The sequence below is a fragment of the Klebsiella sp. GB_Kp056 genome (genome assembly GCF_040064755.1).
In the GTDB taxonomy this organism is placed as follows: Bacteria; Pseudomonadota; Gammaproteobacteria; order Enterobacterales; family Enterobacteriaceae; genus Klebsiella; species Klebsiella quasipneumoniae.
In genome coordinates this window covers 53,126-67,509 of the sequence record NZ_JBEAJA010000072.1, presented here as the reverse complement: position 1 = coordinate 67,509, position 14,384 = coordinate 53,126, and the positions used below count along the sequence as shown (strand labels likewise).

The 14,384-nt window shown below is 55.2% G+C and carries 11 protein-coding genes; 9 read left to right on the top strand and 2 right to left on the bottom strand.

Annotated features, from left to right (window positions below):
- Positions 1 to 35: 35 nt before the first annotated feature.
- The 9 genes from ABLV52_RS24935 (at position 36) to ABLV52_RS24895 (ending at position 12,807) form a co-directional block, all read left to right on the top strand.
- On the top strand, positions 36 to 584 hold the full coding sequence (locus ABLV52_RS24935; RefSeq protein WP_002882865.1) for a helix-turn-helix domain-containing protein: 549 nt from the start codon (positions 36 to 38) through the stop codon (positions 582 to 584).
- A gap of 90 nt (positions 585 to 674) precedes the next feature.
- The gene (locus ABLV52_RS24930) at positions 675 to 1,670 is read left to right on the top strand and encodes a substrate-binding domain-containing protein (RefSeq protein WP_032454463.1); all 996 of its coding nucleotides are present in this window, start codon (positions 675 to 677) and stop codon (positions 1,668 to 1,670) included.
- Between the two features lie 114 nt (positions 1,671 to 1,784).
- The gene (locus tag ABLV52_RS24925) at positions 1,785 to 3,908 is read left to right on the top strand and encodes an alpha-galactosidase (protein ID WP_348891044.1); all 2,124 of its coding nucleotides are present in this window, start codon (positions 1,785 to 1,787) and stop codon (positions 3,906 to 3,908) included.
- A gap of 41 nt (positions 3,909 to 3,949) precedes the next feature.
- Entirely contained in the window at positions 3,950 to 5,215 is a 1,266-nt protein-coding gene (locus ABLV52_RS24920; RefSeq protein WP_023291509.1) for an MFS transporter, read from the top strand.
- A gap of 459 nt (positions 5,216 to 5,674) precedes the next feature.
- Complete coding sequence (locus ABLV52_RS24915) at positions 5,675 to 6,685, top strand: LacI family DNA-binding transcriptional regulator (protein ID WP_348891043.1); 1,011 nt, start codon at positions 5,675 to 5,677, stop codon at positions 6,683 to 6,685.
- Between the two features lie 70 nt (positions 6,686 to 6,755).
- The gene (locus tag ABLV52_RS24910) at positions 6,756 to 8,177 is read left to right on the top strand and encodes an MFS transporter (protein ID WP_023291511.1); all 1,422 of its coding nucleotides are present in this window, start codon (positions 6,756 to 6,758) and stop codon (positions 8,175 to 8,177) included.
- Entirely contained in the window at positions 8,161 to 9,849 is a 1,689-nt protein-coding gene (locus ABLV52_RS24905) for a glycoside hydrolase family 32 protein (protein WP_048296389.1), read from the top strand. Before ABLV52_RS24910 ends, ABLV52_RS24905 begins: the two co-directional genes overlap by 17 nt.
- A gap of 59 nt (positions 9,850 to 9,908) precedes the next feature.
- Positions 9,909 to 11,270, top strand: a complete 1,362-nt coding sequence (locus tag ABLV52_RS24900; protein ID WP_023291513.1) for a NosD domain-containing protein — start codon at positions 9,909 to 9,911, stop codon at positions 11,268 to 11,270.
- Positions 11,271 to 11,427: 157 nt separating this feature from the next.
- A complete protein-coding gene (locus tag ABLV52_RS24895) occupies positions 11,428 to 12,807 on the top strand; it encodes a carbohydrate porin (protein WP_032429039.1) in 1,380 nt (459 codons plus the stop codon).
- Between the two features lie 47 nt (positions 12,808 to 12,854).
- Here ABLV52_RS24895 and rhaM read toward each other — a convergent pair whose 3' ends face one another.
- Both rhaM and fucO read right to left on the bottom strand, forming a co-directional pair.
- Complete coding sequence (gene rhaM / locus ABLV52_RS24890) at positions 12,855 to 13,169, bottom strand: L-rhamnose mutarotase (RefSeq protein ID WP_025710935.1); 315 nt, start codon at positions 13,167 to 13,169, stop codon at positions 12,855 to 12,857.
- Positions 13,166 to 14,314: a lactaldehyde reductase gene (gene fucO / locus ABLV52_RS24885; protein ID WP_348891042.1), complete on the bottom strand. Its 1,149-nt coding sequence runs from the start codon at positions 14,312 to 14,314 to the stop codon at positions 13,166 to 13,168. The genes rhaM and fucO overlap by 4 nt, the downstream gene beginning before the upstream one ends.
- Between the last annotated feature and the right edge of the window lie 70 nt (positions 14,315 to 14,384).

Sequence of the window (14,384 nt, the reverse complement as noted above, 5' to 3'; positions counted from 1 at the left end):
ACGAATCGTTCGATATAAAAAACAAAGGGGCGGGTATGACACAGCCAATCAGCGTTATCGCCAAAAGTCTGGTGCGGGAGCGGGCGCGGACCGGGCTTTCGCTGGCGGAAGTCGCGCGTCGGGCGGGTATCGCCAAATCCACGCTATCGCAACTGGAGTCCGGCAACGGTAATCCTAGTCTGGAAACGCTGTGGTCGCTCTGCGTGGCGCTGGATATTCCATTTGCCCGGCTGCTTGAGCCGCAGGTGAACAAAACGCAGGTGATCCGCCGCGGCGAGGGGACAAAAGTGGTGGCGGAGCAGGCGAACTATCAGGCTATTTTGCTGGCCGCCTGTCCGCCCGGCGCGCGTCGGGACATCTATTTGCTGCTCACCCAGCCCGGCGCCGACCGCATTTCGCATCCGCATCCGCCAGGGTCAGTGGAACATATTATCGTCACTCAGGGACGCGCGCGGGTAGGATTGACGTCGGCGCCGGAAGAGCTCGGCGAGGGCGACTATATCTGCTACCCGGCGGATCAGGAGCATGTGTTTCAGGCCCTGGAGCCGGATACGCAGGCGCTGCTGATCGCTGAGCAAAACTGATATCGCACCGGCGGGCGTCGCGCTCTCGCTGGACGCCATAGCCGTATTGCGGGACACTAGCCGCATTCTTCCGCGAAGACAGGCATACCTATGTCGCTGAAAGCCATTGCTAAAGAACTTGGGATCTCGGTTACGACCGTCAGCCGCGCGTTAAACGGCTATGATGATGTGTCGCAGGAGACCCGTGCTCGCGTCGAGGCTGAAGCGCAGCGTCGCGGATATCGGCCAAACACGTTCGCGCGTCGCCTGAAAATGGGCAAAATCGACGCCGTTGGCCTCGTGTTCCCGGTACGTCCCGCGCCGCTGAATAACAACGTCTTTCTCGAAATGGTGGGAGAAATCAGCCACGAACTGGCGCGCTATGAGATTGATTTACTGCTGATCGCCGATGATGAACAGGCCGATAAGCACGGGTATATGCGCATGGTGCAGAGCCGTCGCGTCGATGCGCTGATCGTCGCGCATACCCTGGACGACGACCCGCGCCTGATTCAGCTGCTCTCTTCCGGCTTTCCTTTCCTCGCGCTGGGCCGTAGCCGCCTGCCGCAGCCCTACGCCTGGTTTGATTTCGATAACCAGGCGGGCACCTACCGCGCCACCCGCCATCTGATTAGCCAGGGGCATCGGCGCATCGCGCTGCTGAGTGAAAATAATAATCAGGCGTTTATTACCCAACGGCGCAACGGTTACCTGGAAGCCCTGCGCGAAGCGGGCCTGGCGGAAACCTGGCTGCGCAGCGTGCCGCCCACCCGCCGCGGCGGGTTTCAGGCAACGATGGAGCTGCTGCGCTTGCCTGAACCGCCAACGGCGATTGTCACCGACTGCAACACCCATGGCGACGGCGCGGCGATGGCCCTGGCTCAGCTCGGGCGTCTTACCGGCGCCGATCGCGTCTCACTGGTGGTCTACGACGGTTTGCCGCAGGACAGCATCATCGACACCCCGGTAGGCGCAGTGGTTCAGTCCACCCGACAGGGGGTGGGACGCCAGATAGCCACGATGGTCCGCCGCTTAATCGCCGGCGAGGATCTGGCCTCGCTCCAGGTGCTCTGGCAGCCAGAATTCATCCCCGGCGAAACCGCCTGATACCGCTCTCCACAGATTAATTTCCTGAACTCGATCACGGATCCGAAACGTTTTGGTTGGTGTCCGAAACGTTTCGGATCAACAGTAAGGCATTCCTTGAAGTGGAGATGTCTAATGTCTGATTCGATTATACGCCTGCAAAGCGCAGCGGCTGACGTGGTGATCAAAACCCACCCTTTCGCCGAAATTATCTACTGGGGGCCGCATTTAAGCCACTTTTCGCCGCAGGATGCCGACAGCCTGACGCGGCCGGTCGCCAATGGCCGCCTCGACGTCGATTCCCCGGTCACCTTAATGGCGGAGCTGGGCCATGGTCTGTTTGGCGCTCCGGGCATTGAAGGCCATCGCCAGGGGCTGGATGCCTCGCCGATTTTCGCCACCAGCGAAGTGCGGCACGAGGGCCAGACGCTGACCCTGGTCAGCGAAGACCCGCAGGCCGGCCTGCGGTTGTGCAGTGAAATCCAGCTTGATAGCAGCGGCGTGCTGAGCGTGCGCCATGGCGTGACCAATCTGTGCGCCAGCCCATGGCAGGTGGATCGCCTGGCGGTCACGCTGCCGGTCGCCGAACGCGCTCGCGAGGTAATGGCTTTCCACGGCCGCTGGATCCGCGAGTTTCAGCCTCATCGCCTGACCCTGGAGCACGACAGCTTTGTGCTGGAGAACCGCCGCGGGCGTACCTCTCACGAACATTTCCCGGCCCTGATCACCGGCAGCCACGCCTTTAGCGAGATGCAGGGTGAAGTCTGGGGTGTGCATCTGGGCTGGAGCGGCAACCATCGCCTGCGGGCGGAGGTGAAAACCGATGGCCGCCGCTATCTGCAGGCCGAGGCGCTCTATCTGCCTGGCGAAATGGCGCTGGCGGAAGGGGAAACCTTATGGACGCCGTACCTGTATGCCAGCTATTCGGCGAACGGGCTGAACGGTATGAGCCAGCAGTTCCATCGTTATCTGCGCGAACGGATTATTCGCTTCCCGGGCAACAAGCCGCGCCCGGTGCATCTCAACACCTGGGAGGGGATCTATTTCGACCACGATCCGGACTACATCATGCGCATGGCGGATGAAGCAGCGGCGCTGGGCGTGGAGCGTTTTATCATTGACGACGGCTGGTTTAAAGGACGCAACGACGACTGGGCGGCGCTCGGCGACTGGTATCTCGATGAGGACAAATATCCCCACGGCCTGACGCCGGTTATCGACCACGTGAAATCGCTGGGGATGGAGTTCGGCATCTGGGTGGAGCCTGAGATGATTAACCCGGATTCTGATCTGTTTCGGGCACACCCTGATTGGGTGCTGGCGCTGCCGGGCTATACGCCGCTTCCCGGGCGTCATCAGTTTGTCCTGAACCTGAATATTCCGGAAGCCTTTGATTATCTGCTGGAGCGGATGAGCTGGCTGCTGGGCGAGCACGCGGTGGACTACGTGAAGTGGGATATGAACCGCGAGCTGGTGCAGCCGGGGCATAACGGTAAAGCTGCCGCCGATGCGCAAACCCGCCAGTTCTATCGCCTGCTCGATACGCTGGTGGCCCGCTTCCCGCATATTGAATTTGAATCCTGCTCCTCCGGCGGCGGTCGTATCGATTATGAAGTCCTCAAGCGCAGCCATCGCTTCTGGGCTTCTGACAACAATGACGCCCTTGAACGCAATACCATCCAGCGCGGCATGAGCTACTTCTTCCCGCCGGAGGTGATGGGCGCGCACATCGGTAATCGCCACTGTCATGCCACCTTCCGCCAGCACAGTATCGCCTTCCGCGGCCTGACGGCGCTGTTCGGTCATATGGGGCTTGAGCTGGATCCGGTGAGCGCCGATGAAGAAGAACGCGCCGGGTACCGGAAATACGCGGCCCTGCATAAGCAGTGGCGCGACGTGATCCATCACGGCGTGCAGTGGCGGATGGATATGCCGGACGCCACCACCCTTGCCCATGGCGTCGTCAGCCCGGATAAAGCGCAGGCGATTTTCCTCGTCAGCCAGCTGGCGATGCCGGACTACACCCTGATGGCGCCGCTGCGCCTGGCGGGGCTGGAGGCGAGCGCCCGCTATCAGGTGACGCTCCTCGATCATCCGAACATACAGATCACCGGCGAGGGCGGCCACACCATGCGGAAGCTGCCGGCATGGATGACGACGCCGCAGACCGTAAGCGGTGAGTGGCTACAGCAGGCGGGGCTGGCGCTGCCCATCCTCGACCCGGAAAGCGCCATTCTGATTGGCCTGCAACGCGTGTGATGGTACCGGGCCGCGCCGCGGCCCTTCTTGAGGAAAATATAATGAACCCGACCGTCTGTACCCACAAAAACAACCCCAACTTCTGGATTTTCGGGCTGTTCTTCTTTCTCTACTTCTTCATCATGGCCACCTGCTTTCCGTTTCTGCCGATCTGGCTGTCGGACGTCATCGGCCTGAATAAAACCGAAACCGGCCTCGTTTTCTCCAGCCTGTCGCTGTTCGCCATCTGTTTCCAGCCGATCCTCGGGGTGATCTCTGACAAGCTGGGGCTGAAAAAACACCTGATGTGGATCGTGACCGTTTTGCTGGTGCTGATTGCTCCCTTCTTCCTTTATGTTTTCGCTCCGCTGCTGAAAACCAATATCTGGCTCGGGGCGTTGAGCGGCGGCGCTTACATTGGCTTTGTGTTCTCCGCCGGCGCCGGCGCGATGGAGGCCTATATCGAACGGGTAAGCCGCAACAGCGGGTTTGAATACGGCAAGGCGCGCACCTTTGGTTGCCTGGGCTGGGCGCTGTGCGCCACCACGGCGGGGATGCTGTTCAGCGTTAACCCGGAGTGGGTGTTCTGGATGGGCTCGGCCGCCGCGCTGCTGCTGGTGGTGCTGGTGGCTATCGCCAAACCGCAGGCCAGTCAGTCCGCGCAGGTAATGGACTCGCTCGGCGCCAATCGCCCGGCGATCGATTTAAAAACGGCGGTGCGCATGTTCCGCCAGCGGAAGATGTGGATGTTTATTCTGTACGTCATCGGCGTAGCCTGCGTGTATGACGTTTTCGATCAGCAATTCGCCACCTTCTTCAAATCGTTCTTCGCGACCCCGGAAGCAGGCACCCGTGCCTTTGGTTTCGCCACCACCGCGGGAGAAATTTGTAACGCCATCATTATGTTCAGCTCGCCGTGGATTATTAACCGCATCGGGGCGAAGAATACCTTGCTGATTGCCGGGATGGTGATGGCGGCAAGAATGATTGGCTCTTCCTTCGCCACCACCGCCGCGGAAGTGGTGGCGCTGAAAATGCTCCATGCGCTGGAGGTGCCGTTCCTGCTGGTGGGCGCCTTTAAATATATTACCGGCGTGTTTGACGTCCGGCTGTCGGCGACCATTTACCTGGTGGGCTTCCAGTTCGCCAAGCAGGTGGCGGCGATCTTCCTCTCCGCCTTCGCCGGCAATATGTATGATCGGATCGGTTTCCAGGAGACCTATATGATCCTCGGCGGTATTGCCCTCACCGTCACTTTAATATCGGCGTTTACGTTAGCGGGTAAGACGAAAACTGAGCCGCTGCGCGATAATGCGATGACGGTTTAATCATTGGAAGGTAAGATCACATGGATGTGACTGAAAGATAAGAATATTTTTATGGTGAAAATGAAAGGGCGCATAAGCAGCCGTAGGCATTAAAATATAAGGAATGAACAATAACCGCCAGAATTGTACCCGGCTTTACCCTATATAAGGACTATAACTTATTCTTCTTTTTGTAAAAAAGAGATAATCCTTTCGGTCAATAAAAGTTAACTCCCTCATACTCGTGATGAGCTGTAATGATATCATCACACCTCTGTATTTCCTGTCTGGAAAGCTTGATATCTTTTTATTATTTTATTTTTCTCAATTAACGTATCTTAATAAAGATGACCAGTAAAATAAAAATGCGAGGCCAGAGTATGGATCTATGTAACGCAGCAACATGTGAACTGGATTACATTCCTGGCAGAGTTCACAATTTATAGTGAACACCATTGTTAGAGGGTATGATCAATCACCATGGCATCGATTAAAGACGTAGCGAAAAGAGCTGGGGTCTCGACGGCGACCGTATCACGAGTCCTGAATAATCACCCCAGCGTAGTCGCGGAAACGCGTAAGGCGGTGCGGGAGGCGATGGATTATCTTTGCTATGTTCCCAGCAAAAGTTCGTTTCAGCTTAGCGGGAAATGTTCAGGGCTGATTGGTGTGGTTTTGCCTAATCTGGTGAATCCTCACTTCTGTGAACTGCTGGCGACGGTGGAAGAAGAGGCCCGGTATATCGGCAAATCGGTGATCGTTAAAACGCATCAGAATCAGCCGCAGCAGGATAAACATATTATTCAGACCTTAGTGGGGATGGGCATTGACAGTTTGCTATGGGTGCCGACAGAAGCAGAAGCCGAACTTTCAGAATGGTTAAGCATTACCCGGATCCCGGTCGCCGTCGTCACCCAGGTATCCCGGTTCTTTAATTCCGTATCGATTAATCAGGACCGGGGCGCAGAAAGTATTGCGGAACATTTTATTCATACAGGCCATCTTTCATTTGGCTTTGTGGCCCAGGACGGGGTGGATAGCCGTAAGGTTTCGTCGTACAGCAAAAAAATAGCGAGTCACGGTTTAAAGCTTGCTAAAGATAATTCATTCTGGATAGCCAAAGGCGAGGGTGAAAAGATATCAGGCCATATTAGTATTCTTGATGATGTTATCGAGAAACTCAGCGAGCCGACGCGAACCTGTACATGCCTCTTAGTGTATAATGATATTGCGGCAAACTATATTATCGATGGACTAAAAGAAAAAGGCATCTCCGCTCCTGAAGATATTGCGATTGCCAGCTTTGATAATACCCTATTGGCGCAAACAAAAAAAATCACCAGCGTTGCACAGCCGGTAAATGAAATTGCTCACCTCGCGTTTCAGATGGTGAAACATCAACAGCAGCCGGACAGTATTGAAATGCACGAAATTGTCTCTCGGTTAATTATTCGTGAGAGCAGCGTAAAAATTAATATTACTTCCCTGTAAGGGATTTATGTTTAGAAATGGCGCGAAATTTGGCGCCATGGGCTCCTTTTAACAAAAAATAGGTGTATTTATGTCTGCTACCGCAATGGAAAAGCCAAGCGCTTATGAAAAGCTGGGGCTGAGGGAGAAGATCGGCTACGGCATGGGTGACGCCGGTTCAGGAATGATATGGAGCGTACTGGCGCTCTATCTGACGTGGTTCTATACCGATGTCTATGGCCTCAATGCCGGAGTGGTGGGCACATTATTCCTGGTGATTCGCATCTTCGACGCGTTTAGCGATCCGCTGATGGGGGCAATCTGCGACCGCACCGTGTCGCGCTGGGGAAAATTCCGTCCATGGCTATTATGGATGGCATTTCCGTTTGGTCTGGGGGCGGTACTGATGTTCACGACCCCAGAGCTCAGCATGAACGGCAAGATTATTTATGCCTGGGTTACCTATCTGGTTATGTCGCTGATTTATACCGCGATTAATATTCCCTATTGCTCCGTCGGCGGCGTCATTACCCTCAATCAGAAAGAGCGTATGGGCTGTTTGTCATGGCGCTTTTTCCTGAATGGCCTGGCAACATTAATTATCTCCTCCTCTATTCTGCCGTTAACGGACTGGCTGGGTAATGGCGACCGCGCCTCCGGTTTCCAGCTGACCATGGTCATTATGGGTGGTGCGGCAACGCTGATGTTCCTGTTCTGCTTTTCCAGCATTAAAGAGCGGGTGGTATCGGTTAAGCAAAACGAGTCGTTGAAAAAAGACCTGCGGGACATTATCAAAAACGATCAGTGGCTCTTAATGATCTCTATTACTTTCCTGAACGTTTTTCCGGCATTTATCCGCGGTGGCGTCACTATTTATTATGCGACTTATGTCATGAAGGCGTCTGTCGGATTTATTACCTTCTTTATGGCGCTGGGCGTGGCCTGTAATATGCTGGGCAGCGTGCTTGCCAAACCGCTTACCGATCGCTTTGATAAGCTGGCGCTATTCCGCATTATTAACATTATTCTCGGTATTCTGTCATTTGCGCTGTGGTTTATCGATCCGCAATCACTGACCCCGCTGATGGCGCTATTTATCGTCATTAACATTCTGCATTTAATTCAGTCTGGCCCCATCCTGTGGGCGATGATGTCCGACGTCGATGACTACGGTGACTGGAAATTTGGTAAACGCCTGACCGGCATCTCCTTTGCGGGAAACCTGTTTATGCTCAAAATGGGGCTGGCGGTCGCTGGCGCAATCGTCGCCTGGATTCTGGCGTTTACCGGCTATGTCGCGAATGAGCCGCAGCAGAATTCTCAGACTATTCAAGGGATTATTATGATGTTCTCACTGTTGCCGATGGTGAGTTATTTCATCAGCGCGTATCTGGTGCGCTACTTCAAGCTGAATAACGCGTTTCTTGAGAAAATCAAAACGGATCTTGCAAAACGTGAGCTGGAAAAAGGTCGCGGTCAACCACAGGAGGTTCAGGATGTCCCTGTCATTTAATATAAAACAAGGTCAGCGCATTGATTTGTGGCTGAAAGCGTCCAAACCGGCGGCGCAACCCCTGTTTTCTATTCGCGTGAACGGTCAGGTTATATTTAAGATTCAGGAGGCGTCGGGCTATTTCCAGTATTTTACCTGGACCTCGTTTCAGGACGGCGTTGCCACCCTGGAGTGGCAGTCGGAATATAGCGAGATATCGCTTTGTTACACCTGGCATCCGGATTCACTGCGCGCGAGCGGCGTCACCTTTATCGCGACAGCCGGGCAGGATTTGCGCCTGATGAGCGGTCAGGATATTGCTGACGAGTATCTGCAGGAGCCGCTGCGTCCGGCATTGCATTTCTCGCCGCGTACCGGCTGGATGAACGACCCTAACGGGCTGCACTACAAGAACGGCGAGTGGCATCTGTTTTATCAGTATCATCCGCACTCCAGCCAATGGGGCCCAATGCACTGGAATCATGCGGTGAGCCGCGATCTGTATCACTGGCGGCATTATCCGGTTTTCCTGCAGCCAGAGCAGAATCTTTCCGCGTTAGGCGCGACGGGCGGTGCGTTTTCCGGCAGCGCGTATATTGATAAACAAGGAAAAACCCGCTTCTGGTATACCGAACGACTCCCGGCTTACGATCTGTATCGCGGATACCGGGAAGTGCAGAAAATGGCCGTTGCGCACGACGACTACGATAAGCCGGAATGGGTAAAAACCGTCTTAACCGACCTGCCTGCGGGCGTGGACTGCGATTTCCGCGATCCAAAAGTCTGGTACGAAGAGGCCGATGCCACCTTTTATATGATCCTCGGCGCGTCGGTAAATGGCGATCCGGCGATGCTGCTATTTCACTCGGCGGATAGTGAACGCTGGACGTTCCATCATGTGCTGTATGTCGCTCCCGGCTATTTTCGCGAAAACGGCGGTCGCTGCGTCGAATGCCCGGATTTCTTCTGCCTGGATGGCGTATGGGTATTAATTATCGGCGTCGTTGGCTACACGGAGCCGACAACCGGGCGACATAATTTGCTTTTTGCCCAGACCGGTACTTTCCGGAACGGCTATTTCACGCCGTCCGAGCAGCCGCTGCAGACTTTAGATTTCGGTACGGATTTCTACGCCCTGCAAACCTGGGGTGAGGACGACCGAAGAATCGGCTTTGCCTGGTTATATAACTGGGCGACGCAGAAACCGGTGGACTCCGCTTACTCGGGGGAAATGTCGCTCCCGCGTCGCTTTCATCTCAATGCGCAGCAGCGGCTATGCATGATGCCGGAGCTGCCGCCGGAATCATTGGTCGTCAGCCGCCATGCGCTGGATGACGGTGATATCTGGGTTAATGAGAAAGGCTGTAAAGCCGGCATTGTAACCTTTATGCCTGCCGATGGTTTCCGTTTGACGTTAACGGGCGATAGCGGCCAGCAAATCATCCTCGAACAGGACGGTAAAAATCTGACGCTATATGAAAAAGGCCGGGACGATGGGCGTTACCGCGCGCCGGTGGCCGGCGTCAGCGACGTCACGCTGTGTTTTGATGCCGGGATTGTTGAGGTCTTCGCAAATCAGGGCAGCGTATGCGGTACGCGACGCTATTACTCATGCAGTCAGCTCACCCGGATCCAGCTCTCCGGCGCGCCGGCACAGCTTACGCAATATCGCTCGACGTATTCGCAGGAATAAGCAAAGTCAAATTTAAGCGTTGATGTTCGATTTCTTATTATCATTAGAGGCGGTTTTTCATGGTACGTAAAAATTATTATGATGTTACGCAGTGGCACGTCGGCAACCCGTATGAGGATATTGGCGAAGTCATTAACAGTATTCTCGCCGATATTAAATCGCGACAAACTGAAACCGATATTAACGACGGGGGTAAACCGGGCGCCGCGATTTATATTCCGCCCGGTGATTATCATCTGAAGACGCAGGTCTTAATTGATATCAGTTATTTAAAAATTATGGGCTCCGGGCATGGTTTTGTCTCCTCGAGCATTCGCTTTAATACGCCGGCGGACGAGTGGGCGAATTTGCACGATATATGGCCGGGCGGGAGCCGTATCCTGGTCGATCTCTGCCCGCAGCCCGGCGATGAAGAACATGCTGGCGCTGCATTTTACGTGAAACGCAGCGGGGCGCCGCGTATCAGTTCGGTGGCGTTCGAAAACTTCTGTATTGATGGTTTGCACTTTGTTGATGATGGGCTGGGAAACAACGACCCGGAAAATACCTATACGAACGGCAAAACCGGCATTTATATCGCCAGCGCGCAGGACGCTTTCCGCATTACCGGGATGGGATTTATCTATCTGGAGCATGGCCTCACCACGTACAATAGCGATGCAATGGCGATCCATAATAACTTTATCGCCGAATGCGGTAACTGTATCGAGCTGCGTGGCGCCGGGCAGGCTTCAAAAATAACCGATAACCTGATTGGCGCGGGCTATAAAGGCTATTCTATTTACGCGCAAAACTTCGGGGGGTTATTGATTTCTACCAACAATATTTTTCCCCGTGGTGCGAGCAGCGTGCACTTATCGGGCGTGGTCCGCTCTAGCATCACCAGCAATCGATTCCATTCATTTTATCCGGGAATGCTCGTTCTCGAGAACAACTGCGCGGAGAATCTGATCTCGGCAAACCATTTCTTGCGCGATCGTGAACCCTGGCCGCCGATGCAGGCCTATGACAACGGCCTGGATGACGCCTATGGCTTGCTGCATATAAACGGCAGTAATAATTCGGTTATTGCCAATCATATTTCCGAAACGATTGATGTCCAGTATCTCAAGCCGCTGGGAATAAAACCGGTCATCATCCGCCTTGTTTCCGGCAAAGGGAATTATATTGTGAATAACCATATCGTGGCGACCACGGAGACGTCAGCGGCGCAGGCGCAGCCCTCTGAAGAGGATGCCTGCTTTGCGGCGCAGGTCAGCGCTTTGCTGACGACGGCGAGGTTAAAAGAACTCGATGCGGTCGCCGTACAGGTAGAAAAAGAATCCGCGCAAAACACGATACTTGATAGCGGCAGTGACGCACAGGTGGTCATAGACAGAGCGCGTAATGCCTTCAGGGCGACACCGGTTGCTGGAAATTAATATTCACTCTGTTTGTTAATCCGTATAGCGAATGACGTTATTTAAGGAGGCAGATTACACGTTATTTCATTCATTCTTCTGCTAAATAAAAATCAAAATATAAAAGGTGAATATTTTTATTCACCTTATCCCACCTTTTACCTCTGGGAAAATAAAAATGAATAAAACAACATTATCAATAGCGCTAGGCTTGTGTTTAATGACGGGATCGGCGGTCGGAAAAAATAATCAACTGACGCTGGAACAACGAATGGAACAGCTTGAAGCGCGGCTAGCCGCCGCGGAAAGCCGGGCGACGGTAGCGGAAGGCCAGGTGCGGGATTTGCAGGCGAAGCAGAATGCCGCGATTCAGGCGGCGCAAACTCGTGTGCCGGTAAACAGCGCGGCAGCAACCGCGGAGAGTAAAAAGAATCTTAGCGTCCCGGAGCTGAAATTATCCGGCTATGGCGATCTGAAAATCTACGGCGACGTGGAGTTCAACATGGACGCGGAAAGCAAACACGGTCTGCTGGCGATGACCAACGCCGATGTCGGCAGCGATCCCACCTACGATAAGTGGGATTTAAACGGCCGTATCCTGCTCGGCTTCGACGGTATCCGCAAAACGGATAACGGCTATTTTGCCGGTTTCTCTGTCCAGCCGCTGGCGGATATGACCGGCTCGATGAACCTCGACGACGCGGTTTTCTTCTTTGGTCAGGAGAACGACTGGAAGGTGAAAGTGGGGCGCTTTGAAGCGTACGATATGTTCCCGCTGAACCAGGACACCTTCGTCGAGCACTCCGGTAATACCGCCAACGACCTCTACAGCGACGGCCATGGCTATATCTATATGATGAAAGAGGGGCGCGGCCGCTCTGACGCAGGCGGCAACTTTCTGCTGAGCAAGCAGCTTGATAACTGGTATTTTGAGCTCAACACCCTGCTGGAAGACGGTACGTCGCTGTACGACAACGATGGCTACCATGGTCGAGATATGGAGCAGAAAAAGAACGTCGCCTATTTGCGTCCGGTGGTGTCATGGGCGAAAGACGAATTTTCCGTTGCCGCGGCCATGGAAGCGAACGTGGTGCAGAACGCCTACGGCTATAAAGATGCCCAGGGCAACTTTATCGATCAGTCGGGGCGCACCGGCTATGGCCTGACCATGACCTGGAACGGCCTGAAGCGCGACCCGGAGGACGGGGTGGTGGTGAATCTGAACACCGCTTATATGGACGCCAGCAACGAACAGGATTTGACCGCCGGGGTGAACGCGCTGTGGCGGCGCTTCGAGCTGGGATATATCTACGCGCATAACAAAATCAGCGATTATGCCGGGGTGATTTGCGATAACGATTGCTGGATTAAGGATGAAGGCACCTACAATATTCATACCTTCCACGCGTCGTATCAAATTCCGAACGTGATGAATATGCAGAACTTTAATATCTATCTCGGCGCCTATTACTCCATTCTGGATAGCGACAATAAGCTGAGCCAGAGCGATGACGACGATCGCTACGGCGCGCGAGTGCGTTTTAAGTACTTCTTCTAAGAGCTTGAAACAGCTGCCCCGCTCAGCACAGCGGGGCAACCGTGGGTTCACGCCAGATAAAACACTTCTTTGAGCTCCGCGCTCAGCGGGCTGTTGTCCGGGTTGCTGGGCATCACCTCGCGCATGTATTTCCACCAGCGCTGGCACACTTCCGTGCTGGCGACCGCCTCCCAGCGGGCTTCAGACTCAATCTCCACCGTGGCGAACAGCAGGTGGCGTTCTTTATCGAGATAGATGGCGTAGTGGTGCGCGCCGTGCGCTTTCAGCGTAGCCTCCAGCTCCGGCCAGATGGGGTTATGACGACGCTGGTACTCCTCGTGCGCGTCCGGGTTCACCTGCATGACAAAGGCTTTACGGATCATAATGCCTCCAGATAGAGCTCGCGGACCTCATCGCGGCTGGCGGGGCGCGGGTTACATGGCGCGCACGGGTCGGCCAGCGCTTTGTCCAGCCAGCCTTCAATATCGGCTTTGCTGACGCCAAGCTGGCTGAAGCCCTGGGGGATCCCCACGCGTTTGCTCAGCGCGCGAATGGCGTTGATGGCCTCCATGCTGGCGGCTTCATCGCTCATGCCGCGGGTATCGACACCCATCGCCTGCGCCACGCGGGCGAAGCGCGCCACGGCGTTCGGGCGGTTAAAGTTTTCGATGATCGGCAGCAGGATGGCGTTGCACACCCCGTGCGGCAGGTTGTGGGTGGCGCCAGGCTGATGGGCCAGGGCGTGTACCAGCCCGAGGCCGGCGCTGTTGAACGCCATGCCCGCCAGGTACTGGCCAAACGCCATCTGCTCGCGGGCCTGCAGATCGTGTCCATCGTCTACCGCTTTCGGCAGCCACAGGTTGATCAGGCGGATGGCCTCGAGGGCGTTGGCGTCGGTCAGGGGATGGGCGCCAACGGAGACAAAGGCCTCGATGGCGTGGGTCAGGGCGTCCATGCCGGTGGCGGCGGTAACGGTTGGCGGGATGTCGAGCATCACGCTGGCGTCGTCGACGGCGATATCCGGGATCAGGTTCGGGTCGATAATCACCTCTTTTACCTGACGCTCGCTATCGATAATCACTGCGTTGCTGGTCATCTCCGCCGCCGTGCCGGCAGTGGTGTTGATGGCCACCAGCGGCACGCCAGCGTTTTTCACTTTGCCGACGCCGGAATAGGCTGTGGAGGGGCCAGGGTTGGCGGTGAGGATTTTTATCGCCTTGGCGGTATCAATCGGGCTGCCGCCGCCGAAGGCGATCAGGTAATCGCAGCGGGCCGCCTGGTACGCCGCATAGCCTTGCTGCACCAACGCTTCGGTAGGGTTGGGGAACACGTCGTCAAACAGCTGATATGCCATCTGCTGTTCATCCAGCGCGGAAAACAGACTGTCCAGCAGGCCCAGCTTCACCAGCTGCCCGTCGGTGACGATCAGCGCCTTGCCCCACTGTTTACCCGCTACCAGCTTGACCATATCGCCGATAGCGCCTGCGCCGTGGAGGCTGATTTTAGGTAGTGCCAACATAAAACTCATGATAATTCTCCTTAATGTTGATTTTGGGAAATCCGTTTCCCTTCACCCACTCCCGGGTCGCGGCTGGCGC